Source organism: Exiguobacterium sp. RIT594 (assembly GCF_003339585.1).
Lineage (GTDB): Bacteria > Bacillota > Bacilli > Exiguobacteriales > Exiguobacteriaceae > Exiguobacterium_A.
The window spans coordinates 1,656,228-1,678,452 of record NZ_QPKF01000001.1 but is presented as its reverse complement, the minus strand read 5'-3'; the positions used below and the strand labels follow the sequence as shown (position 1 = coordinate 1,678,452).

Here is a 22,225-nt window from a genome sequence, read left to right as displayed (position 1 = left end):
TCAATGGCAGCAAATCGGACGATTTTTGGAGAAAACCTGGCAGTACTCGATCAAAAGGTATTTTTGTTAGCCCGGAAGACGATGCAACAGATTGCAACGACAGCGGAAGCACTCGAAAAGTATGACCGTGAGATTGCCCTTAAAGTCATCGAAAATGATAATGAGCTCGATGCACTCGAACTTGAAATCAACGACGATGCGATTTTACTGATTGCGAAACAACAACCGGTCGCGACCGATTTACGACGGTTGGTGACGGCGATGAAGATTGCGACGGATTTAGAGCGGATTGCGGACTACGCGGGAAATATCTCGAAAGCCGTTTTACGTGTCGAGACGTTCCCTTACGTGATTGACATCTCGTTATTAAAAGAAGCATTCGAAACATTACTCGATATGACGGAGACGGCAATCGTCGCGTATCGTGACGGCGATATTGAAAAAGCGAAGGCGCTGTCCGATCTCGATAACATCATTGATGACACGACCTATAAAGCGTTGCGCCAGTATATGCGGCATATGTCCCTGCAACCAGTTGTGGTGGATGAAATCATGCAATTCACAAATATTTGCCGGTATATCGAACGAATGGGCGATCATTTAACGAACGTCGGCGAGCATTTGATTTACATGGCAAAAGGAAAGCACTATGATTTAAATAGCTAAGTACAGTAGGCTGGAGGGAAATCCTCGGCCTACTTTTTTGTAAAGGATTTTGAAACAAGTTTGTAGAATAAGAAAGAAGTGAATAAAGAGAAAGAGGTGATAGGTAATGCTTGAAAAAATCATAAAATTAAAAGAACAAGGACTAACCATTAAACAAATTGCGGAAAAGATCGAATCGACAGAAGGTAAGGTCAAATATGCCTGGAGTAAATATCGGAAGTCATTAACGGAAAATAAAGCAGCTTCAACAGAGACGACTCCGGTCGCTAAACCTAACAAGAAGAAGGCAGGCGTAACCGTGAGTGCTCCGAAACAAAATGAAATCGTACCTGCATTAACAGCTGTCCCTTCATTAGAGCGGGATGCGTTTGGAATGGCGACTCATTATGAAGATGACATCATCCATGCAATCGTCCAATCTCCGACATCTGTCTATGTTTACTGGGAATTGTCTGAATTGTCTCGAAAGATGCTTGAGACACACTACCACGCATCGTTCGATTCATTCCGAAAAGAAATGCGGATCATTGATGTGACGTTACGCGATTACGAAAAAGGTGAAGCGAATCGTTCGTATCAATTTGAATTGCCGGAAATGACGAATACATGGTTTGTCCGTCCGTTGATGCCGAACACTACATACATCATCGAATGGGGTATTCAAACCATCGACGGAGATTTTCTGCCTGTCCTCCGCTCAAAACCAATCGAGACACCACGAGACGAGCCTGTCGTAGACGGACGTTTTGCAGAGGTCGTTGCTCATTGGCAATATGGAGAACTGGAACAACCGGAATGGGTCGAGGTCTTACGTCCGTATTCTTATTTTGATCGCGTTCGCTGAAGATAATAGATAGAAAGCAGAAGGAGAGGAAGAACAGACATGCGCAAAGGTTATTTTTCATTAGTTTTACATGCCCATTTACCATACATCCGACATCAGGAAGCCCATCGTCTAGAAGAGAGATGGATGTACGAAGCCATCTCCGAAACGTATATTCCACTATTGTGGGAAATCGATCGTCTGGAGCGTCCGCTTGGTTGGACAATCAGTATCTCACCACCGGTCATTGAGATGTTAGCAGATTCACTCATCCAAGATCGTTATGTGGAGCACCTGGACGATACGTTACGATTGATTGAACAGGAGTTACAACGCGATTTAGTGAATGAGGAACGTGATGCCTTACTCTTTTATAAAGAACGGTACCACGACTTAAAAGTGACATTTGAGCATTGGGGCCGGAACTTAAACAGTGCCTTCCGACATTATAAAGAACAAGGGTATCTTGAGTTGATGACATGTACCGCGACACACGGATTCAGTCCGCACATGTTGTCGGAACAAGCAGCACGTTCTGAAATCCAAACCGGATTAAACTGTTTCGAACGCCATTACGGCTATCGTCCGACCGGTCTTTGGATGCCTGAATGTGCCTATACGCCAGGTCTTGATAAAATCATGTACGAGGAAGGAATCCGGTATACGTTTGTTGACGAACATTCGATCCTGAACGCGGATCCTGCCCCAAAACACGGGATCGGGGCACCTGTCTATTCACCGCATGGTGTTGCCCTGTTCCCGCGTGATCAAATCATCTCGGGACGGATTTGGAGTTCGGTCATCGGTTATCCCGGGCATCCGGATTATCGTGAGTTTTACCGCGACCTTGCATATGACCGCGAATGGGATCAAATCGCCGAATTCATGCATCCGGAAGGGCTTCGTTACGATACAGGATTAAAACTTCACCGGGTGACGGGCGAGTCGGATCAAAAAGAATATTATGTCCGGGATTGGGCTTGGAAACGGACAGATGTCCATGCGACTGATTTTGCGGAAGCACTTGCCAACCATTTAGATGAGCAGAGCGGACAAGATTTTCCGCCATTCCTCGTGACGGCACCGTTCGATGCCGAGTTATTTGGACATTGGTGGTTCGAAGGTCCGGACTTCCTCGGAAAAACGATGGAACGATTCGAAGATTACGGGATTGAGTCGATTTCTCCGGCGATGTTCTTAGAACGCCACTTCCAGGATATCGAAACGGTTCACATTGCGATGGGAACGTGGGGACGCAAAGGTTATGCTGATGTTTGGATCAATGAACGCAACGATTGGATGATCCGTCACTTACATCAACTTGAAAAACGATTGGCAGGCGTCGTTGCCCGTAATCGTCATCAGGATGAATTGACTGTGAAAGCCAAACGTCAATTGATTCGTGAGTATCTGCTTGCTGTCTCAAGTGACTGGCCGTTTATTCTCGATGGACAGACGACGGCACAATATGCAGCGAACCGGTTCCGTGAACATATTAAACGATTTGAAGAAACGGAACGTCGTCTCGATGCACAAGAGCTGACACTTGATTGGCTAGAAGAACGGTATGCAGAATATCCGTTCCTCGCCGATACAGATATTGAACCGGATGTCTTCCTGACACCGCACGATTATTATGTGGCCGTTCAACGTGAGGCATCGTGGAACAGCGAAGCTATTTTACTTGTGACGACGCAATACGATGATCCGAACCGTCCCGTTGCGGAATATGCGAAACGATTAGCTGCATCTGGTGAAAATGTTTATGTCATTACATCAGGGACAGCCGGTTACGAGCATCAAGACGGCGTGCATGTCTATCAGGTCGAGGTCAACGGTCTACCGCTCGTTCAGACATATAATCAATTGGCCGGCTTAAATCTGGCAGTCTTGCGTCAAGCACAGGCATTGAATAAGATCGTCGAGTTCCGGCTTGTTCATAACTTTAATATGGAGACGGCTTCAGCGGCTCAATCCTTTGCTGAAATGAATGGCTTACCACTTGTCAGCAATGTGTATGACTTGGAAAGCGAACGTTCTCCGTCAGGAACAGGTGGACTTGTCGTAGCAATCAAGCGACTCGAAGGAGAAGCATTACGTCATTCAGACGTCATTTATCTCGAGCGGGAAGAAGCGAGAAACGGGATCGAACATGATTATCATGTCGCAAAAGAACTGCGTACATTCCAGGTGGACCTTGAAAATCCATACCAGCATGTAATGAATCCAAAAAAGAACGGATGAACAGTTGCAATTCACTTCCTTTCTTGGTACGATACTTGAGTATGCTTAACCTTATGTAAAGCAAAAATACTTGATACATCGAGAGCTAGATAGGAGGGAATCCCATGCGCGTTAAAATTACTTTGGCTTGCACTGAAACTGGTGACCGTACTTATATCACTAAGAAGAACAAGCGTAACAACCCAGAGCGTCTTGAGTTGAAGAAATACAACCCACGTCTCCGTAAGCACACACTTCACCGTGAAGTAAAATAATTGAGATGGAAGCCGTCACCTTGTGTGATGGCTTTTTTGTTGAATAAGGGGGATTCGCAAGATGGAAAAACAGGAAATCCGGCGATTTATTACCGAGCAGTTAAATCAGTTAGAGCATCGTGAACAAAAAGAACAGCAGATTTATGATCATCTGTTCGCTTTACCGGAGTGGAAAAATGCTCAATCGATTGCTGTCACACTTTCCTTTCGCAACGAATGTGCGACAGATCCGATTATTTTAAAAGCCTGGCAACTGGGGAAACAGGTTATCATTCCGAAAGTCATGCAACAGGAGATGCGATTTTTTGAATACTTACCGAACAGTCCGTTAATCGAAACAAAGATGGGTATTCGGGAACCGGATGACCGGGCGGTAGAGAGGTCTTTGAGTGCAGTGGACCTTTGCCTTGTTCCGGGACGGGCGTTCACACGTCAAGGCTACCGTGTAGGGTGGGGCGGCGGTTTTTATGACCGGGTATTGACTGATTACCCAGGGCATACGGTAGCGGTTACGTTTGACTGTCAGCTCGTTTCTGATTTTGAGGTGGAACCGTTTGATCAACCGGTCCAGAAAATCGTAACCGAGACTAAGGTCATCGTATGTCGGTAATATACGGTGTCGTATTTTGTTTTTTCCTCGGCTATATCGGATACCGGCTGCGTTTGCTGACCATCAGCGGCAGTATCTGGACGCTTGTCGTCGGGGCGCTTGTCCTGTCCGGATTCGGTTACCCCGGGCTTCTGATGTTATTGCTTTTTTTCGGCAGTTCCAGTCTGTTGTCGAAACTTGGGAAACGAAGAAAACAGTCGGTGAATCAAATCGTCGAAAAAGACGGACCGCGTGACGGCTGGCAGGTTCTTGCGAACGGAGGGATCGCAGCGTTGGCTTCGATAGGATTTCTCTGGACAGAACACACATCGTTTCTTGTCTTATTTTTGATCGTACTGGCTGCGTCAAATGCCGACACATGGGCTTCTGAAATTGGTCCTTTGTCAAAAAAAGATCCTTTTCTCTTAACGGGACGGCGTGTACCGGCTGGAACGAGCGGCGCAATTTCAATCCTTGGGACGACCGCAACGATTGTCGGCGCCTTGTTCATAGCGACAGCAGGCGATCTCCTGTTCGACTTATCGACGGACATCTGGTTGTTGGTGACGTTAGGCGGCATCATGGGAAGTTTGTTTGATACATTGTTCGGCGGGACGGTTCAGCGGAAATTTCGATGTGTGGTTTGCCTCAAAGAAACAGAAAAACGTCTTCACCACAATCAACCGACTCTTTATATAAAGGGGTGGAAATGGCTTGGGAATGACGGAGTCAACTTTTTGTCGAGTACATCCGCCGGAATGATTGGTTTTATTGTGGATCGAATGTGGTAAGTGGAAATGGAAGATGTCGCTTTTCCTTATGTTAGGATATTATTGACACAAATTAGACAAGATGTGAACGGTTTCATAAATACTCAAACTTTGTGAAAGATGTTACAATCTAATTGTGAGATAGTTAACAAACTTTTAAATTACCTTCAGAAGGGTGGATATAAAGGATGGAATTACATGCGAAAGTGACACGTGTAGCGTTAATTGGTGCGGGGGCGGTCGGTTCAAGTTTTGCCTATCAGATGTCAACAGCAGGATTGTGTGAAGAATTGGTGATCATCGATGTGAATAAAGCCAAAGCAGAGGGCGAAGCGATGGACTTAAATCACGGGACACCGTTCAGTTCTTCTCCGATGCGTATCTGGGCAGGGGATTACGCAGACTGTAAAGATGCGGAAGTGATCGTCATCACGGCAGGGGCGCCACAAAAACCGGGTGAAACCCGACTCGATCTTGTTGCTAAAAATGCATTGATCATGAAAGAAATGGTGCGTCAAATCATGGAATCCGGTTTTGACGGCATCATCGTCGTGGCCTCTAATCCGGTTGACATCATGGCCCATCTGGCATGGAAATATTCCGGTCTTCCAAAATCCCGTGTCTTTGGATCAGGTACGGTTCTCGATACCGCCCGTTTGCGTCAAATGCTCGGTGAATACTTCCATATCGATTCCCGTAACGCACATGCCTATATTCTTGGAGAGCACGGGGACACGGAATTTGCAGCCTGGAGCAACTCGCGGATCTATGGTAAAACGATTGATGAATTATTAGCGGAAGATGATCGTTACTCTCAAGCGGATCTTGATCAAATTTATATCAATGTCCGGGACGCAGCATATCACATCATCGAACGGAAAGGGGCGACCTATTATGCGATTGGTCTCGGACTTGTCCGGATCGTCCGGGCGATTCTCGGAAATGAGAACTGTCTCTTGACGGTCGGAGCACATGTCGACGGACAGTACGGGATTTCCGGTATCCATATCGGTGTACCCGCCATCATCAACCGCCAAGGCGTCCGGGAAATCATCGAGGTTTCCTTAACGGAAGAAGAACTTAAAAAATTCCATCATTCAGCAGAAGTGTTGCGTCAAACGATGGAACCTGTTCTCCGTTAAGATTGAGCCGACCGCCTGAAGCGAACAAATCATTCTTTTTCGACAAGTCGAAAAGGAGTGATTTTTTTTGTGCTGAAAATTCCGGATTAAACTAGGTTTTATTTTACTAGAAAAAGGTTATGTAAAGGATAGAAGAGTTTCTCATGTCATATTGTCTAATAGTAAAAACGCATAAAGGGGAGAAAGACAGTCATGTATACATTTCGGAAGTTAACGAAAGAAGATGCAGAACAGTATTGGAGTCTTCGACTGGAAGGATTAAAAAATCATCCAGATGCGTTTGGTCATTCGTTTGATGATGAACAACAAACACCAATTAAAGATGTTCAAGAAGGGCTGGAAGGCGATCCGGATTCGGATGAAGTATGGCTCGGAATATTTGACGGTGAAAAGTTATTTGGATTTGGTCAGGTCAAGCCGTACGAATTATCACGTGAGTCGCATAAAGCGATGATTTCTGGTGTATATGTGTCACCGGATTATCGAGGCGGAACAGGACGTGCTCTAATGGAAGCGTTGATTGAAGAGGCAAAACAACTTCCTGATGTCGAACAAGTCATCCTGGCAGTGCTTTCCGGAAACGAGGCCGCTCAGAATCTGTATGAATCACTGGGCTTTGAAGTATATGCGGAAGATCCGGACTCCGTTAAACTGGAAGATGGAACATACCGCGATGATATCTGGATGAAAAAATACGTCTGATGGAGGATGAATCAATTCCTTTTGAGCGTTGGTTCGAAGGGAAGATTAGACGTATGAAAAGTCGTAGAGTCAATGTAAATTGAATCTACGACTTTTTTTATTGAGCAGGAAGGCAATCGAGGCAGTGAATGAGTACCCGCCCGTTCCATCTTTTGGTATCATTATAGAGGGAAAAAACATTCGAAAAAAGGAGTGACACACATGCAGGCAGTTGTTCAGACGATTCGTGACTTAGTGGAGATTCCTAGTCCGACGGGATTCACCGTTCATGCACTTACATATGTAGAAAACCGGTTCAAAGAAGAAGGGATTACATATAAAAAATTAGAGAAAGGGGCTTTGCTTGCCATGTTGCCGGGGAAGTCGTCGCGGATTCGGTTACTGACAGCACATGTCGATACGTTAGGGGCGATGGTGAAGGAAATCTTACCAACCGGTCGTCTCAGTCTTTCGCAGCTTGGCGGCTATGCGTGGACAGCAATCGAGGGGGAAAACTGTTTAGTTCATAAGATGGACGGACAGACGGTTTCCGGAACGATTGTCTTCCATCATTCAAGTGTCCACACGTCACGTGTGACGAATACAGAAGAACGGAGTGCGACCAATATCGAGGTCCGACTCGACATCCGGTCGACGACGGCAGAAGAAACACGGGTTGCCGGAATTGAAGTAGGGGATATCGTGACGTTCGATCCGCGATTCGTCCACACTGAGACAGGATTCGTCAAATCACGTCACCTTGATGACAAAGCGTCCGTCGCTTTATTACTGGAGCTCGTCAAAAAATGGAAAACCTTGACGCTGCCACATCCTGTCCATATTCTCATCTCCAATTATGAAGAAGTCGGCTTTGGAGGAAATGCTGGTTTTTCAGAAGATGTCGCCGAATACATCGCAGTTGATATGGGAGCACTCGGAGAAGGACAACATTCGGATGAGTACACCGTATCAATTTGTGCGAAAGATGGTTCAGGTCCGTACGATCTTGCGTTACGTCATCAGTTCACACGTTTAGCGCAACAGCATACGATCCCGTACAAAGTGGATATCTATCCCTATTACAGTTCGGATGCTTCAGCGGCCGTCCATGCCGGACATGACGTCCGACACGGACTACTCGGTCCCGGGATTGAATCGAGTCATTCTTACGAACGGACACACGAAACATCTCTTCAAGCCACATACGATCTACTCGATGTATTTGTAAAGGAGCCGATGAACGATGAAAACACTTTATGATGTCCAGCAATTGCTCAAATCATATGGAACGATCGTATACCTCGGTGACCGGGAATCGGATATTGCGATGATGATGCTTGAACTGGATGAACTGGAGCAGGCAGGTGTACTGGAAAAAAAACAATACGATTCCGCAAAAGTGATTTTAGCATACGAACTACAACAATCGAGAAAATCATGAAAAGCTTGTGCAACCCTTTGCACAAGCGGATGAATCGGCTAAAATAAAAGGGAAGAATCTTTTATCATGAGGGAGCTATGACGATGAAGTGGTTACTGGGTGTAGATATCGGTGGAACGACGGTCAAGATGGCGATTCTAGATTTACAAGGAATCATCGTAGAAAAATGGGAAATTGAAACGGTCATCTTAAATGATGGCGAACAAATTCCTGGAGACATCGCTCGTTCTTTCTTTGAAAAATGTCAGCAAAGCAACAAGCGGGTCGAAGACTTTGTCGGCGCTGGAATCGGTGCGCCGGGATTCATCGACTTTAATACGGGTGTCGTCGAAAAAGCGGTCAATATCGGTTGGAACAATTTTGAACTCGTCGGAGAGTTTGAACGTTTAACGGGATTGCCGGCTGTGATTGAAAACGACGCGAATGCAGCGGCAATCGGTGAGATGTGGAAAGGGGCAGGGAGCGGAGCGACAGAGCTGCTTGCCGTGACACTGGGGACAGGCGTTGGTGGTGGCTTAATCACCAACGGACAAATCGTTCACGGAACAGTCGGTATGGCCGGTGAAATCGGTCATATCACGATGTTGCCGGAAGGTGGCGTCATGTGTGGTTGCGGCCGTAAAGGTTGTTTGGAAACGATTGCTTCTGCAACGGGTGTCGCCCGACTGGGTCTTGAAAAACGAAAAGGACAAAATACTTCTTTGAATAATATCAAAGCGGTTACGGCAAAAGATGTATTTGAAGCCTATTCGCAAGGGGATGCGGTAGCGACAGAAGTTGTCGAAGAAGTGACATTCCATCTTGGACTTGCCATTTCGAATTTGGCAAACAGCTTTAATCCCGAAATCATCGTCATCGGCGGCGGTGTTTCAAAAGCCGGAGATGCATTGATGACTCCTTTGAAGGAATCATTTGAACGATTTGCTTTACCTCGTGTCTTTGGATCAACGACCTTCAAAATCGCGGAACTTGGTAACGATGCCGGGGTCATTGGTTGCGCATGGCTAGCTAAGCAGATGTTTTTAAAAAAGTAATCATCTGATTTTTTCTAGAAGATTCGAGAAATCGAATCTTTTTTTGTTTACATACGTAATAAAAGTATGTGATTGTAAAGTATCGACCGGATTCCGGTTGCATTTTTGTAAAAGTAAGCGTAAAATTTTCACGTGATACGGGTATAAATAGAATATGACATGTAAGACGTGTAAAAGTTCGATTAAAAAGGACACACGTATATTAGGAGGCAGGTTTTTATGCAGCAAGACTCAAGCATCTGGTCGCGTATGCGGCTAAAGGTGGGTCAAGGTGTACGCAGCACATATAAGGAGCACAAGCTCTTTTGGATTGCGACACTTCTGATTTGGTTAAAAACATATTTAGCGTATACGCTCTTTTTCAATGTGCCGGTCACCAACTCGGCACAGGCATTCATCTTACTGATTAACCCAATCAGTTCGGCACTGTTTATGTTTGGATTCAGTTTCTTCTTCCGTGGGAACGTTCAAAAATGGTTCATCTACGGGACCCTTGTCGTGGCGACACTCGTCCTGTATGCGGATATCATTTTCTTCCGTTTCTTTAATGATTACCTGACATTACCGGTTCTGTTCCAAACATCGAATGCAGAGACGGTTTCAGCGTCGCTCGGTTCTTTGTTATCATGGGCGGATCTTCTGATTGTCGGCGACTTATTGATTCTTCCGTTCTTCTTACGGAAAATGGATATGTCGAAAAATATCGCTTCGCGTGGACGTGCGATTCTCGCTTTCGTTGCAGCAACAGCTGTATTCTTAGGAAACTTGGCACTTGCGGAAACAGAACGCCCAGAATTACTAACACGTGCGTTTGACCGCGAACTGCTCGTCAAAAATATCGGAACGTTTAACTTCCATATGTACGATGCGTTGATTCAATCGAAAACATCAGCGCAAAAGGCAATGGCCGACAGTTCTGAGCTTTCTGAAGTTCAAAACTTTGCAGATTCAAAGTATGCTACACCAAATCCGGCGATGTTTGGGAAGTACAAAGGGAAAAACGTCATCGTCGTTTCATTTGAGTCGGCTCAATCGTTTGCTGTCGGTTTAAAAGCACCGAACGGGCAGGAAGTCACACCGAACCTCAATAAACTGATCAAAGACTCGCACTATTGGGATAATTTCTATCACAATACAGGACAGGGGAAAACTTCGGATGCCGAGTTTATCTTGGAAAACTCGATTTATCCACTTGGTCGCGGATCAGCATTCTTTACAAATGGAGAAAATGAATTCCGTGCCACACCTGAAATGTTAAAAGAAGACGGCTATTATTCAGCTGTGTTCCATGCAAACAACAAATCATTCTGGAACCGGGATATCGTGTACAACAGTTTCGGAGTCGACCGTTTCTTCTCGGAAACTGATTATGATTTAGGTAATCCGGAAGATTTAACAGAGTGGGGATTACTGGACGACAAGTTCTTTGAGCAATCGTTACCGATGCTAAAAGATCTTCCGCGCCCGTTCTACTCGAAATTCATTACGTTGACGAACCATTATCCGTTCGAAATGCCGAAACCGGAAGATGAGCTCGTACCACCACTTGAAACGAGTTCGACGACATTAAATCATTATGTTCAAGCACTCGCATACCAAGACATGGCACTCGGTAAGTTTATCGAAGGACTAAAGAAAGACGGCACATGGGATGATACGATTTTCATGCTGTACGGCGATCATTACGGAATCTCGACGAATCACAATGCTGCGATGGCAGAATTGTTGAAAAAAGATGAATTAACACCGTATGATGTTGCTCAATTGCAACGTGTACCGTTTGTCATCCACTTGCCTGGACAAGACAAAGGTGTCAAACATGATGATGTCGCAAGTCAAATTGACATCAAGCCAACATTGTTAAATCTGCTTGGTTACAACTTCAAGGATGAAGTATTGTTCGGAACGGATCTGTTCTCGAAAGAACATAAAGATTATGCGTTGTTCCGAGACGGTTCTGTCGTAACTGATAAGACAGTCTACACACAAGAGACATGTTATGACCGTAAAACCGGTGAAGAAGTCACAGATGAGAAAGACGGCGCAATCTGTAAAGAGTCTGTCAAACAATCTGAGAAAGAACTAGGTTTATCGGATAAAATCATTTATGGCGACTTGTTGCGTTTCTTACAAACCTCTAAATAACCAAAAAGGCGGGGACGATATTAAATCGTTCCCGTTTTTTTGGAGAGATGCGGACAAAAAAAGCCGGCTTTCCGTTGTGGAAAGCCGACTTTTTTTGTAAAACATGATTATGACGGAATTCCGCCGAAAATCAATGTCGCAATACCAAACCAACCGAATAAGATTACAGTCAGTCCAGCAAATACGAGTGGAAACATTTGACGTTTCTTAAGTGAACGCAAGACGGCCCAAACACCGACGAGTGCAACGATAAAGAAAAGCCAACCGATTGGTTGATCCAAATGCATGACGTACTCCCCCTTAAAAATCACGTTATGAAGTTCACGAAGATTTCACTTAAATCTCACTTTTTAGTTTAGCCGACTGAGCGAATAAAGTCGAGAGGGGGGACGACGAACTTTCGACAATTTCGTGTATAGTAGAGAAGAATATCAACAAAGGAGTTTGATGAGATGGAAATCGTAAGTATTACTTCAGGTATGGCTTCGGAAAACGGTTATCTTCTTTTTAAAGACGGGAAATGCCTCGTCATTGATCCGGGGACTGAAGATATGCGTTTTTTCGACGAAATTGAAAAGCGTGGAGCAAAGGTCGAAGCAATCCTTTTGACGCATGCTCATTTTGATCATATTGGTGGTGTAGATATGTTGCGACGTTTTACGTCTGCACCTGCCTATATTCATCCAAAGGAAATGAAATGGTTATCGAATCCGAACCTCAACGGGTCCATCAAGTTCAATATGCCGCCTTTAAAGGTAAAACCGGCCGAACAGTTACTGGCAAGCGGTCCGTTGGAAATTGGACCATTCCAGTTTCATGTCATGGAAACACCGGGGCATTCACCGGGCAGTGTCACGTTTTATTTTAAAAAAGAGCAGGTCGCCTTTGCAGGTGATTTGATTTTCAAGCGCAGTGTCGGTCGAACTGATCTCGAAGGCGGCGATCAAGAAGTACTGACGCGGTCCATCGATCGTGTCATTGCAGAGATTCCACACGATACGATGTTTTATCCGGGGCACGGACCGGAAACGACGTTACGGCAGGAAATCAAACACAATCCATTTTTTTAAGGAAATAGAAAAAAGCCCCTCGTCTTCATTCGAAGGCGAGGGGCTTTTTTGTTCACATTTGGAAATTGGACCAATACGTGAAGACGATAAAGAATACTGTTAAGTACGCTGCAAAAATGTAGACATACGTTTTTTCAGTTAGGCGAAGATAGCCTAATGCTGCAAAGAATACTGTTTGTGCCAAGAAGACGAAGCCCATAACTAAAAATGAATCCGTATGTTCACTTGAGCTAGCATCTCCACCTAGAGCGCCGATAAATGCCATGACTGCAATGATTCCAGTCCAAAATCCGAGTACGCGGTACATTCTCCCCATTCATATAACCCCCTAAATCCGACAGATAGTCAATATACGTACTTATTTTACCAAGCAAACAATCATCCGTCCATCATGTTCTAGTGTTTGTTAAGGAATAACTGTGAACAAAAGATGAAGTTTGAAAAAAACTTATACAATAGTTGTACAAAAGGTGTACAAAAAGAAAAGGGCATGGTATAGTTTCTGTAATGAGAAGCGTAGATTTTGAGAGGAGGAGCAATAATGGCGAATGAGTTGATATTTTTCACATATCCAAGCTGTACATCTTGTCGTAAAACGAAATCATGGTTAAAAGAGGAACATGTTGATGTAGAGGAACGTCATCTGTTCAGAAATGCTCCAACAGTAGATGAATTGATGGAATTACTAAAACTTTCAACGGATGGAATCGAAAGTTTACTGGCGACGCGCAGTCAGGCCTTTAAAGATTTAGGAATCGATGTTGATGACATGAAACTAAGCGAATTGCTTCGCTTGATGAGTGACAATCCTAAATTATTGCGTCGCCCAATCATTACTGACGGGAAACAACTTGTAATCGGGTATGATAAACCAGGACTCGAAACACTTGCGAAACGTAAAAACCGAATTATTGCTCAAGTATCTTAAAGAAGCCGATTTGTTTCGGCTTCTTTTTTTTTGTATTTTCTGAATAAGGAGGTGTTGGATTGAGAAAAGAGATCAGTCGATTGATTCATCAATTTGAAGCAGTGGGTGCGACCGATGTCCACTTTATTCCGGGTGACCGGTCGGCTCAAGTCATTTGTCGGGCGAATGGAGGGTTGGAAGAACAATCCTCGATATCAATTGAACAGTATCGGACGATTGTCAGTCACATTCGTTATGAAGCCAACTTAAAGGAGCAAAATGAACGAATCCCTCAAAGTGGTCTCTATCCTCTTGATGAGAGCGGGATGCGTGTCTCCATCTTACCGAGTCGATATGGTGATGCCATGTCCTGGCGTTTTTATCGGGCGGTTGTTTCGGATGAGGTTGCGGCAAGCTTGCTCGATCCCGAACAGGATTTGATCTGGTTAAAACAGCAAACACATGGATGCATCATCATTTCCGGAACGACAGGCGCAGGGAAGACGACGATGTTGTACTCATTAATGGCCTCAATGGAAGGGAAGAGGATCATTTCGGTCGAGGATCCAATCGAATGTAGCGTACCAGGGATTTTACAACTGGAGTTAAATGCAAAGGCTGGTTTTGACGCAACCCGTTGTTTTGAAGAAATTCTCCGGGCCGACCCAGACTGGATTGCTTTCGGCGAAGTGAGAACAGCCGAGGCGGCACGGTTGACGATTAATGCGGCATTGAGCGGTCATGTCGTTTTGTTTACCTTGCATGCAGGGTCGATTGAAGAGGCCTTGTTGCGATTAAGAACGTTAGGAGTAACGAATGAAGAATTGTCCGTCTGTAAAAAAATCATCCACTTGTACCGGGAGGAGGGAGACGTTCGCTGTACCGTCGAAAACTTACAAGCGCTAGTAAATGTCGGTTCTTAAATCGATTTCATCGTCTCTTATCTAAAGGAATCTCGACAAAAGAGGCACTGGATATATTGGTCCGTTTTGAAGATCCGTTACTCATTCCGGTGATTCATGAGATTCAAGACCGACTGCAACAAGGCAATCGACTCTCTTTTTCCCTTGAACCGTTAAAATTGCCGACAGCGTTACAACAATTACTTACAGTAGGAGATCAGACGGAACGTCCGTTGATGATTTTACGACAAGTCATTCGGTTACTTGAACTCGAAAGCCAGATGAAAAAGAAATTTTGGAAGATGGCCCGTTATCCGATTGTCTTGGCAGCCAGTCTGTTGCTACTGTTCATGTTTTATGCCCTTTATGTGTTTCCTTCCTTATTGGAGATGTCGAATCCGGCTACCTTACCGCTATTCGTCCGCCCCCTCCTTCATCCTTCAGCCAAGTACGTCATGGCGTTTGCCCCTGTCACGATGGTGACGGGACTTGTGCTCTTGATTCGACATATTCCAATGAAACGGCTGCTCCGTATGAAGATGATTGAAAAAATGCTGCGTTTGTATTACAGCTATTTGTTTACAATCGAGGTCGGCTCCTTCATTGATGCCGGATTTTCATTGGAAGAAGCTTTTCATGCTTTGGAACAAGGACAAACCGGTAAAAAGAAACAGATGTATCAAATGTTGCATCACCGTCAAAAAAGTGGTCAACCGTTATCGGAAGCGATGCAGGATGAAAACATCATTGATGTTGAAACTGTCGGATTGGTTCATATTGCACGGGAAAGTGGCGACTTAGGTCCTTTATTATTGGAGCAAGCTGCATTATTGCATGAATCGATTGAGGAAGAAGTCGAAAAGAAGCTGTTATTGATTGAACCGGCGTTGTACGGAGGATTAACCGTGATGACAGGCACACTATTTTTAATTCTCTACTATCCGATCCAACTTGCTATTCAGCAACTTCCATTTTAAAGAGACGAGGAGTCGATTAAATGAAACGATTTATTCAAAATCAACGCGGATTTACTTTGCTCGAAATGGCAGCCGTCCTGCTGATCATTTCCTTGCTTTTACTCGTATTGATTCCGACGATGACGAGCGGGAAAGATCAGGCGAAAGGAGTCAGTTGTGAAGCGAACATCCGTGTCATCCGTTCCGAAGTAAATCTTTATTACGCTAAAGAGAAAAAATATCCGGAATCACTGCAAACCATCAATCGGGGGACAGCGGAAAAACCAAACGAGCTTGCTTGCGATCAGGAGACCTATACGTATGATGCGAAGACTGGAGAACTTACGAAAGTCAAATGACGGATTTACGTTACTTGAAATGACCGTTGTACTGGTGATGATCGGATGTCTTTTGATATTTTTATTACCAACCGTCATCGATCGAAGACCGGCCCTGTATACGCTGGAACAAGACATTGAAATCCTCAAACAGGATGTTCAGACCCTCCGATTGATTCAATATTCTAAATCGGGTGATCAAAATCAGATGCAGCTCCGCTGGAAAAATGACGGCAAAGGATATTTCATCATGGCGAACGATCGCCTGTTATGGCAACGGACGTTTCAACCGGGTCACTCCTGTATCGTTCCTTCGAACGGACGGATCATTTACTTTAAAAGTTATCATTCGACGTACGCGTCGACCTGGGTGTGTCAATCGACGACACAAGCGTTTGAAATCAAATTTTTACTCGGCAATTATCAAATGGTGATTCAAAAAACGAGGTAAATACCGTGGGAAATCAAAAAAATCAGCAACAGGGATTCACACTTCTGGAAGTCGTTTTATCGATGGTTGCCATCGCTTTTTTCCTGATGCTTGCAATCGATCCTCTGTTGTCTTTTCAAAAGCAAAAAAATCAATTGATGGTCGAAACACGTCGTCTCGATCAAATGGCGTCTGATCAAATCGCAGAAAGAAGAACAGGCTACGACATTACAGAAGGGATGTGGTGTAGTGAAGAGCTCTGTTTGGCGAGCTCAATCCGGAACGACACTCCTCGAAATTTCATTGGTCCTTTGGCTGAGCCCGTTGCTGTTGATTAGTCTGATTGCGATGACACAAATCGTCAGTACTGTGCATCACGAGCAATCGATGGAAGAAGAATTATTTTTTCATACGATTGAACGACTGATGTGGCGGAGTATTTCGTGTGAAAAAAATGGTGATGAAGTTCGCGGCGTAGACGTCGATCCGGAAGAGGAACCGATCAAATGGCGACTCGTCCGTGTACAAAATCAAATCCGATTAAAAAAAGAATTTGGAGGCGAACTGACATATGCCCACGATGTAACACATTACCAAGTTCGCCAGGAAGGACAAACACTTATTTTCGAACTCAATCAGCGTCAACGAACCGTTCAGTGCAAGAAGGCGGCTTCATCCTGATCCAAACCCTGTTGTTGCTGCTTGGAATAGGCGTGGCCATCCTGCTAGGTTGTCATCAGATGGATGAAGCGGTAAAACAGGTTCAGTTGGAGAAAGAAGCGCTACAACTCGAGTCGCTCGTGCGAGCCGCAACAAGGGACTGCCGTCAAGATGAAACCGTTCAGTATCCGATCGGTCAAGTTATCTGTACACAGACAGATAAAGGCTTTAAAATGGAAGCGATACTAGATAATGGACAAAGAATCGAGGCGGTTGTTTCGAATGGATAAGGTTTATTTGATTGGTTTTATGGGAACTGGTAAAACAGCGATTGGACGTAATCTTCAAGTGCATTATCATGTCGAAGAACTGGATGAGCGCTTTGTTCAGGAGTATGGTTCGATTACGGAGTTTTTCGCAAAACACGGTGAAACAGGATTCCGGGATCGGGAAGTCGAATTGTTACGAAGTAGTGAGGCGGAAATTGTCGTCACGGGAGGCGGAATCATCGAGCGTTTGGAGAACCGGACGTTCATGAAAGAAACTGGAATCGTCATCTGGATTGATACACCGTTCCATCTGGTCTGGAATCGAATCCGGACAGACCCATCCCGTCCGCTTGTCAAATCTCGGATGACAGTCGAAAAGTTATTTCGGAGACGCCGACCTATCTATGCGCGGTTGGCAGATATCCGCTTAGATGGTAAGAAGTCTGTCCGGGAACTGGCAAAAGAAATTGAAACGATATTGGAGGAGAACGTATGATTTGGATCAATCTCGGAATTATCGTCTTAGCAATCATCGGTTTGGTGATTTATGGGCTAAGCCTATACAAAAAGAAGATTTCAAAAGATGTGACAGTGATCAAGCAACTGCTGGAACGTTTTTCGATTCGTCAGCAAACGTTGCAGACGAATATTGATCATACGACGAGCCGGATCAATCAAATCAAAGGAAACGTCGATCATTTGGTCGCGGAGGGCAAACGAGTCGAGCAAGGAGGACGTCAACTCATTGCTGAAGGGCAACGTCTTAAAACAGAGGTTGAACATACTGCAGGACTTAAACCATTTTGAAATGGCTTTCATCGGCTGAATATGAAACAATAGGAGAGAAGGGACTTTGTCCTTTCTCTCTTTCCTTTTGTTCAATTTCCGAATAAACCTGGAATAAAAGATTTTAAATTGGTAGAATGTAATTGAAAGTTGAACAATAAAGAGAAAAGGAACTAAAAATGTTCGTAATTAGGGGGAAAAGTATGAGTCAGACGACATTGAAGAGAACGCCATTGTTCGACATCATTGCACCAACGGGGAAAATGGTCGATTTTGCAGGGTTTGAAATGCCAGTTCTGTTTTCATCCATCAAGGAAGAGCATACAGCGGTGCGGGAACGTGCCGGAATGTTTGATGTATCCCATATGGGCGAGTTGTTTGTTTCCGGATCAGATGCGTTAGCATTTCTTCAACAGACGTTGTCCAATGACATCTCGAAGATTGCGATCGGGCAGGCGCAATACAATGTTTTGTGCCAGGAAGATGGTGGCACAGTAGACGATCTATTGGTTTATCGTTTAACAGAACAGGACTATCTGCTTGTCGTCAATGCATCCAACATTGAAAAAGATGAAGCGCACTTACGTCAGTACTTAAGCGGGGATGTGTTGCTTGAAAATCAATCGGATGCCTATGGACAAATTGCCGTTCAAGGTCCAAAAGCGGTTGAAGTATTGCAAGGGTTGACGAATTTAAAGCTCGATGACATCAAATTTTTCCGTTTTGCGCAAGGGGAATTGGCCGGAGTCGATATGCTGGTATCACGTAGCGGGTATACAGGAGAAGACGGTTTCGAACTGTACATGCCGTCAGCAGACGCTTCGACAGTCTGGAAAGTGTTATTAGAAGCAGGTGTCGTACCGTGTGGGCTGGGTGCCCGGGATACGTTACGATTTGAAGCCTGTCTGCCTTTATACGGACATGAGTTATCGGCGACGATTTCACCGATTGAGGCAGGAATGGGGTTTGCCGTCAAACCACAAGTGAAGTCGTTTATCGGATCGGAAGTTTTGTTGAAACAGAAAGAAGACGGTCCGCGCCGCCGGTTAATCGGTCTTGAACTTCTTGATAAGGGGATTGCTCGTCAAGATGCTTCTGTTCTAGTGAACGGAGAACCCGTCGGATTCGTTACGACCGGTACATTACCGCCGACAATCGGTAAAGCGATTGCGTTAGCACTTGTACCTTCGGAATATGCGACTGAGGAAACATTCGAAATCGAAGTACGCGGAAAAAAACTGGCAGCAAAACGAATTGATACGCCATTCTATCGCCGGAGCAAATAAGGGGGACATAAAAGATGGATTTTCGTTATTTACCGATGACGCAAGAAGATGAAAAAGAAATGTTACAGACGATTGGTGCAGACTCGATTGAAGACTTACTCGCTGATATTCCGGCAAGTGTACGCGATCGAGGGACTTTGGAAGAGGTAGGTATTCCGCTACCGGAAACTGACCTGATTCGGACGCTCTCAAAACTTGCCGATCAAAACATGAATACGAAACAGTATCCGTCGTTCCTCGGTGCTGGTATTTATGACCACTATGCACCGGCTGTCGTCAACCATATGTTGCTCCGCTCTGAGTTCTACACGGCCTATACGCCGTATCAACCTGAAATTTCACAAGGGGAGCTGCAGGCGATTTTTGAATACCAAACGATGATTTGTGAATTGACGGGAATGGATGTCGCCAACTCTTCGATGTACGACGGGATTACAGCACTTGCTGAAGCGGCAATGCTTGCCTGTGCCCATAAGAAAAAGAAGACAATCGTTCTCTCGGATGGTGTGCATCCGGAAGCACACGATGTCGTGCGGACCTATGCAAACGGTCCGGGACTTGAAGTACAGACATTACCGCTCGTGAATGGTGAAACGGCAATCGCGAACCTGGATGCACTCGATGATGTCGCGTGTGTCATCGTGCAATATCCGAACTTCTATGGACGTGTCGAAGATTTACAAGCGTTAGCAGACGCGACGCATGCAAAAGGCGGGTTATTCATCGTTTCGGCCAACCCGCTTGCACTCGGCTTATTAGAAGCACCGGGTAAGCTTGGAGCAGATATTACGATTGGGGATTGCCAACCGTTCGGAATTCCGCAGAGCTTTGGTGGACCGACATGCGGGTATTTCACGACGACAAAAGCGTTAATGCGAAAAATCCCTGGACGTCTTGTCGGTCAGACGGTCGACGAAGACGGAAAACGTGGTTTCGTCCTGACATTACAGGCGCGTGAACAACACATTCGCCGCGATAAAGCGACTTCGAATATCTGTTCGAACCAGGCACTGAATGCTTTAGCGGCCTCCATCGCAATGAGCGCACTAGGGAAGCGCGGGATTCGTGAACTGGCAACCCGCAACCTCCAGACGGCCTACGCCTTGAAAAAATCATTGATTCAAGCAGGCTTCCACATCGTGGACGACGGTCCGAGCTTCAATGAATTTGTGGTGGAATTGCCGATCGATGCGACAGAAGCCGGCAAACAGTTGTTGCAAGCCGGAATCATCGGTGGACTGCCGCTTGGTACGTTTGACGACAGTCGGAACAAACAAATGCTTGTTTGTGCGACGGAATTACGCACGAAAGAAGAATTGGATCAATTCGTGACTGCGTTAGGAGGACTGACTCATGCATAAAACTAGTGAACAGACATTGATTTTTGAAATTTCAAAAGCTGGTCGTGTCGCCTACAGTTTACCGCTTCCGACGGTCGAAGAAGTAGCGGCGGAAGATTTATTGCCTGCGCATTTACTACGCCAAGAGGACGTGGAGTTGCCGGAAGTATCTGAACTGGATCTTGTCCGTCACTATACCGCCCTTTCGAACCGAAATCACGGGGTCGATTCCGGTTTCTATCCGCTTGGTTCATGTACGATGAAATACAATCCGAAAATCAATGAAGATATGGCACGTCTCCCGGGATTCGCTCATATCCACCCCTTGCAACCGGTCGAGAGCGTACAAGGTGCTCTTGAACTGATGTACGACTTACAAGAGAAACTGGCAGTCATTACCGGTATGGATGAAGTGACGTTGCAACCGGCAGCCGGAGCCCACGGTGAGTGGACAGGACTGATGTTGATCAAAGCCTATCATCATGCGCGTGGAGATTTTAAACGGACGAAAGTTCTCGTTCCGGACTCCGCTCACGGAACGAATCCGGCATCGGCGTCTGTTGCTGGTTTTGATACGGTGACGGTCTTATCTGACGAGCGCGGATTAGTCGATTTAGCTGATTTAAAGAGTAAAGTCGGAGAAGATACGGCAGCGCTGATGCTGACGAATCCGAATACACTCGGCCTGTTCGAATCGGATATCGTCGAGATTGCGAAAGCCGTTCACGAAGCCGGTGGAAAACTGTATTACGATGGTGCGAACTCGAACGCGATTATGGGAATTGCGCGTCCCGGGGACATGGGCTTTGATGTTGTCCACTTGAATCTCCACAAGACGTTTACAGGTCCTCACGGCGGCGGTGGTCCTGGTTCAGGTCCGGTCGGTGTCAAACAAGACTTGATTCCATATCTGCCAAAACCGATTGTGGCGAAAACGGCAGATGGTTTTGTACTCGATTACGACCGTCCGGAATCAATCGGGCGCGTCAAACCGTTTTATGGAAACTTCGGAATCAACGTGCGGGCCTACAGTTATATCCGGACGATGGGAGGCGCAGGGCTTGCCCGCGTTTCGAAAGAAGCCGTCTTGAATGCCAATTACATGTTGGCACGTCTGAAGGGTGCATATGATGCTCCTTATGATGTCTATTGCAAACACGAATTTGTTCTGTCGGGACGTCGTCAAAAAGCACTGGGTGTCCGGACGCTCGATATCGCCAAACGCCTGCTTGACTTCGGGTATCACCCGCCAACGATTTACTTCCCGTTGAATGTCGAAGAATGTATCATGATCGAACCGACGGAAACAGAATCGAAGGAGACACTTGATGCATTTTGCGATGCGATGCTCCAAATTGCGAAAGAGGTCGAAGAGACACCGGACGTCGTCTTGAACGCACCGCATACGACGGTCGTCAAACGAATGGACGAGACATTAGCAGCACGTAAGCCGATTTTACGTTACCAGCCGAAACAGGAAGTTCACGTCTAA

At 45.4% G+C, this 22,225-nt stretch carries 28 protein-coding genes; 26 read left to right on the top strand and 2 right to left on the bottom strand.

What is annotated here, in order from left to right; all coding sequences use genetic code 11:
• Positions 1-3 precede the first annotated feature (3 nt).
• The 12 genes from phoU (at position 4) to DVG79_RS08705 (ending at position 11,789) form a co-directional block, all read left to right on the top strand.
• Positions 4-666, top strand: coding sequence for a phosphate signaling complex protein PhoU (gene phoU, locus DVG79_RS08760; RefSeq protein WP_114596376.1), 663 nt, complete (start codon positions 4-6; stop codon positions 664-666).
• Between the two features lie 106 nt (positions 667-772).
• The gene (locus tag DVG79_RS08755; RefSeq protein ID WP_114596375.1) at positions 773-1,510 is read left to right on the top strand and encodes a DUF4912 domain-containing protein; all 738 of its coding nucleotides are present in this window, start codon (positions 773-775) and stop codon (positions 1,508-1,510) included.
• A 39-nt stretch (positions 1,511-1,549) separates the two neighbouring features.
• On the top strand, positions 1,550-3,733 hold the full coding sequence (locus tag DVG79_RS08750; protein WP_114596374.1) for a 1,4-alpha-glucan branching protein domain-containing protein: 2,184 nt from the start codon (positions 1,550-1,552) through the stop codon (positions 3,731-3,733).
• 104 nt (positions 3,734-3,837) lie between these two features.
• Positions 3,838-3,987: a 50S ribosomal protein L33 gene (rpmG, locus tag DVG79_RS08745; RefSeq protein WP_012369771.1), complete on the top strand. Its 150-nt coding sequence runs from the start codon at positions 3,838-3,840 to the stop codon at positions 3,985-3,987.
• 61 nt (positions 3,988-4,048) lie between these two features.
• Positions 4,049-4,597 carry a 5-formyltetrahydrofolate cyclo-ligase gene (locus DVG79_RS08740; protein ID WP_114596373.1) on the top strand — a complete coding sequence of 183 codons (549 nt, stop codon included), beginning with the start codon at positions 4,049-4,051 and terminating at the stop codon, positions 4,595-4,597.
• Positions 4,588-5,367 carry a DUF92 domain-containing protein gene (locus DVG79_RS08735; protein WP_114596372.1) on the top strand — a complete coding sequence of 260 codons (780 nt, stop codon included), beginning with the start codon at positions 4,588-4,590 and terminating at the stop codon, positions 5,365-5,367. The genes DVG79_RS08740 and DVG79_RS08735 overlap by 10 nt, the downstream gene beginning before the upstream one ends.
• 167 nt (positions 5,368-5,534) lie before the next feature.
• Positions 5,535-6,488, top strand: a complete 954-nt coding sequence (locus DVG79_RS08730; RefSeq protein ID WP_114596371.1) for an L-lactate dehydrogenase — start codon at positions 5,535-5,537, stop codon at positions 6,486-6,488.
• Positions 6,489-6,680: 192 nt separating this feature from the next.
• Positions 6,681-7,190: a GNAT family N-acetyltransferase gene (locus DVG79_RS08725; RefSeq protein WP_114596370.1), complete on the top strand. Its 510-nt coding sequence runs from the start codon at positions 6,681-6,683 to the stop codon at positions 7,188-7,190.
• A gap of 201 nt (positions 7,191-7,391) precedes the next feature.
• A complete protein-coding gene (locus DVG79_RS08720) occupies positions 7,392-8,429 on the top strand; it encodes a M42 family metallopeptidase (protein WP_114596369.1) in 1,038 nt (345 codons plus the stop codon).
• Positions 8,413-8,610, top strand: coding sequence for a YqgQ family protein (locus DVG79_RS08715; protein WP_012369777.1), 198 nt, complete (start codon positions 8,413-8,415; stop codon positions 8,608-8,610). The genes DVG79_RS08720 and DVG79_RS08715 overlap by 17 nt, the downstream gene beginning before the upstream one ends.
• A 77-nt stretch (positions 8,611-8,687) precedes the next feature.
• Positions 8,688-9,644 carry an ROK family glucokinase gene (locus DVG79_RS08710; RefSeq protein ID WP_114596368.1) on the top strand — a complete coding sequence of 319 codons (957 nt, stop codon included), beginning with the start codon at positions 8,688-8,690 and terminating at the stop codon, positions 9,642-9,644.
• Between the two features lie 219 nt (positions 9,645-9,863).
• Entirely contained in the window at positions 9,864-11,789 is a 1,926-nt protein-coding gene (locus tag DVG79_RS08705; protein WP_114596367.1) for an LTA synthase family protein, read from the top strand.
• Between the two features lie 107 nt (positions 11,790-11,896).
• On the opposite strand, the gene DVG79_RS08700 is transcribed toward DVG79_RS08705, so the two are convergent.
• The gene (locus DVG79_RS08700) at positions 11,897-12,076 is read right to left on the bottom strand and encodes a DUF2759 domain-containing protein (RefSeq protein WP_012369780.1); all 180 of its coding nucleotides are present in this window, start codon (positions 12,074-12,076) and stop codon (positions 11,897-11,899) included.
• 165 nt (positions 12,077-12,241) lie between these two features.
• On the opposite strand from DVG79_RS08700, the gene DVG79_RS08695 reads away from it, so the two are divergent.
• Positions 12,242-12,859 (top strand): MBL fold metallo-hydrolase, encoded by a 618-nt coding sequence (locus tag DVG79_RS08695; RefSeq protein WP_114596366.1) that lies wholly within the window; start codon positions 12,242-12,244, stop codon positions 12,857-12,859.
• Positions 12,860-12,911: 52 nt separating this feature from the next.
• Here the strand turns inward: DVG79_RS08695 and DVG79_RS08690 are convergent, their stop codons facing one another.
• Positions 12,912-13,175: a DUF2626 family protein gene (locus tag DVG79_RS08690; protein ID WP_012369782.1), complete on the bottom strand. Its 264-nt coding sequence runs from the start codon at positions 13,173-13,175 to the stop codon at positions 12,912-12,914.
• 225 nt (positions 13,176-13,400) lie between these two features.
• Between DVG79_RS08690 and DVG79_RS08685 the strand changes: the two genes are divergently transcribed.
• The 13 genes from DVG79_RS08685 to gcvPB all read left to right on the top strand — a co-directional run bounded on the left by DVG79_RS08685 (position 13,401) and on the right by gcvPB (position 22,225).
• On the top strand, positions 13,401-13,787 hold the full coding sequence (locus DVG79_RS08685; RefSeq protein ID WP_012369783.1) for a Spx/MgsR family RNA polymerase-binding regulatory protein: 387 nt from the start codon (positions 13,401-13,403) through the stop codon (positions 13,785-13,787).
• Positions 13,788-13,846: 59 nt separating this feature from the next.
• On the top strand, positions 13,847-14,689 hold the full coding sequence (locus tag DVG79_RS08680) for an ATPase, T2SS/T4P/T4SS family (protein WP_114596365.1): 843 nt from the start codon (positions 13,847-13,849) through the stop codon (positions 14,687-14,689).
• Positions 14,690-14,718: 29 nt separating this feature from the next.
• Complete coding sequence (locus tag DVG79_RS08675) at positions 14,719-15,645, top strand: type II secretion system F family protein (protein WP_114596364.1); 927 nt, start codon at positions 14,719-14,721, stop codon at positions 15,643-15,645.
• A gap of 20 nt (positions 15,646-15,665) precedes the next feature.
• Complete coding sequence (locus tag DVG79_RS08670; RefSeq protein ID WP_012369786.1) at positions 15,666-15,983, top strand: competence type IV pilus major pilin ComGC; 318 nt, start codon at positions 15,666-15,668, stop codon at positions 15,981-15,983.
• Positions 15,946-16,413, top strand: a complete 468-nt coding sequence (locus DVG79_RS08665) for a prepilin-type N-terminal cleavage/methylation domain-containing protein (RefSeq protein ID WP_114596363.1) — start codon at positions 15,946-15,948, stop codon at positions 16,411-16,413. The genes DVG79_RS08670 and DVG79_RS08665 overlap by 38 nt, the downstream gene beginning before the upstream one ends.
• A gap of 5 nt (positions 16,414-16,418) precedes the next feature.
• Positions 16,419-16,730 carry a PulJ/GspJ family protein gene (locus tag DVG79_RS08660; protein WP_233494563.1) on the top strand — a complete coding sequence of 104 codons (312 nt, stop codon included), beginning with the start codon at positions 16,419-16,421 and terminating at the stop codon, positions 16,728-16,730.
• Entirely contained in the window at positions 16,642-17,073 is a 432-nt protein-coding gene (locus tag DVG79_RS08655; protein WP_233494562.1) for a hypothetical protein, read from the top strand. Before DVG79_RS08660 ends, DVG79_RS08655 begins: the two co-directional genes overlap by 89 nt.
• 59 nt (positions 17,074-17,132) lie before the next feature.
• The gene (locus tag DVG79_RS08650) at positions 17,133-17,342 is read left to right on the top strand and encodes a hypothetical protein (RefSeq protein WP_233494561.1); all 210 of its coding nucleotides are present in this window, start codon (positions 17,133-17,135) and stop codon (positions 17,340-17,342) included.
• On the top strand, positions 17,335-17,817 hold the full coding sequence (locus DVG79_RS08645; RefSeq protein WP_114596361.1) for a shikimate kinase: 483 nt from the start codon (positions 17,335-17,337) through the stop codon (positions 17,815-17,817). Before DVG79_RS08650 ends, DVG79_RS08645 begins: the two co-directional genes overlap by 8 nt.
• The gene (locus tag DVG79_RS08640; protein WP_114596360.1) at positions 17,814-18,128 is read left to right on the top strand and encodes a hypothetical protein; all 315 of its coding nucleotides are present in this window, start codon (positions 17,814-17,816) and stop codon (positions 18,126-18,128) included. Before DVG79_RS08645 ends, DVG79_RS08640 begins: the two co-directional genes overlap by 4 nt.
• Before the next feature lie 182 nt (positions 18,129-18,310).
• A complete protein-coding gene (gene gcvT, locus DVG79_RS08635; protein WP_114596359.1) occupies positions 18,311-19,393 on the top strand; it encodes a glycine cleavage system aminomethyltransferase GcvT in 1,083 nt (360 codons plus the stop codon).
• A 14-nt stretch (positions 19,394-19,407) separates the two neighbouring features.
• Positions 19,408-20,754 (top strand): aminomethyl-transferring glycine dehydrogenase subunit GcvPA, encoded by a 1,347-nt coding sequence (gene gcvPA, locus DVG79_RS08630; protein WP_114596358.1) that lies wholly within the window; start codon positions 19,408-19,410, stop codon positions 20,752-20,754.
• Positions 20,747-22,225, top strand: coding sequence for an aminomethyl-transferring glycine dehydrogenase subunit GcvPB (gene gcvPB, locus DVG79_RS08625; protein WP_114596357.1), 1,479 nt, complete (start codon positions 20,747-20,749; stop codon positions 22,223-22,225). Before gcvPA ends, gcvPB begins: the two co-directional genes overlap by 8 nt.

Coding starts and splice junctions, on each gene's coding strand:
- phoU (WP_114596376.1), top strand. CDS start 4: ATGGCAGCAAATCGGACGATTTTTGGAGAAAACCTGGCAGTACTCGAT.
- DVG79_RS08755 (WP_114596375.1), top strand. CDS start 773: ATGCTTGAAAAAATCATAAAATTAAAAGAACAAGGACTAACCATTAAA.
- DVG79_RS08750 (WP_114596374.1), top strand. CDS start 1,550: ATGCGCAAAGGTTATTTTTCATTAGTTTTACATGCCCATTTACCATAC.
- rpmG (WP_012369771.1), top strand. CDS start 3,838: ATGCGCGTTAAAATTACTTTGGCTTGCACTGAAACTGGTGACCGTACT.
- DVG79_RS08740 (WP_114596373.1), top strand. CDS start 4,049: ATGGAAAAACAGGAAATCCGGCGATTTATTACCGAGCAGTTAAATCAG.
- DVG79_RS08735 (WP_114596372.1), top strand. CDS start 4,588: ATGTCGGTAATATACGGTGTCGTATTTTGTTTTTTCCTCGGCTATATC.
- DVG79_RS08730 (WP_114596371.1), top strand. CDS start 5,535: ATGGAATTACATGCGAAAGTGACACGTGTAGCGTTAATTGGTGCGGGG.
- DVG79_RS08725 (WP_114596370.1), top strand. CDS start 6,681: ATGTATACATTTCGGAAGTTAACGAAAGAAGATGCAGAACAGTATTGG.
- DVG79_RS08720 (WP_114596369.1), top strand. CDS start 7,392: ATGCAGGCAGTTGTTCAGACGATTCGTGACTTAGTGGAGATTCCTAGT.
- DVG79_RS08715 (WP_012369777.1), top strand. CDS start 8,413: ATGAAAACACTTTATGATGTCCAGCAATTGCTCAAATCATATGGAACG.
- DVG79_RS08710 (WP_114596368.1), top strand. CDS start 8,688: ATGACGATGAAGTGGTTACTGGGTGTAGATATCGGTGGAACGACGGTC.
- DVG79_RS08705 (WP_114596367.1), top strand. CDS start 9,864: ATGCAGCAAGACTCAAGCATCTGGTCGCGTATGCGGCTAAAGGTGGGT.
- DVG79_RS08700 (WP_012369780.1), bottom strand. CDS start 12,076: ATGCATTTGGATCAACCAATCGGTTGGCTTTTCTTTATCGTTGCACTC.
- DVG79_RS08695 (WP_114596366.1), top strand. CDS start 12,242: ATGGAAATCGTAAGTATTACTTCAGGTATGGCTTCGGAAAACGGTTAT.
- DVG79_RS08690 (WP_012369782.1), bottom strand. CDS start 13,175: ATGGGGAGAATGTACCGCGTACTCGGATTTTGGACTGGAATCATTGCA.
- DVG79_RS08685 (WP_012369783.1), top strand. CDS start 13,401: ATGGCGAATGAGTTGATATTTTTCACATATCCAAGCTGTACATCTTGT.
- DVG79_RS08670 (WP_012369786.1), top strand. CDS start 15,666: ATGAAACGATTTATTCAAAATCAACGCGGATTTACTTTGCTCGAAATG.
- DVG79_RS08665 (WP_114596363.1), top strand. CDS start 15,946: ATGATGCGAAGACTGGAGAACTTACGAAAGTCAAATGACGGATTTACG.
- DVG79_RS08650 (WP_233494561.1), top strand. CDS start 17,133: ATGGATGAAGCGGTAAAACAGGTTCAGTTGGAGAAAGAAGCGCTACAA.
- DVG79_RS08645 (WP_114596361.1), top strand. CDS start 17,335: ATGGATAAGGTTTATTTGATTGGTTTTATGGGAACTGGTAAAACAGCG.
- DVG79_RS08640 (WP_114596360.1), top strand. CDS start 17,814: ATGATTTGGATCAATCTCGGAATTATCGTCTTAGCAATCATCGGTTTG.
- gcvT (WP_114596359.1), top strand. CDS start 18,311: ATGAGTCAGACGACATTGAAGAGAACGCCATTGTTCGACATCATTGCA.
- gcvPA (WP_114596358.1), top strand. CDS start 19,408: ATGGATTTTCGTTATTTACCGATGACGCAAGAAGATGAAAAAGAAATG.
- gcvPB (WP_114596357.1), top strand. CDS start 20,747: ATGCATAAAACTAGTGAACAGACATTGATTTTTGAAATTTCAAAAGCT.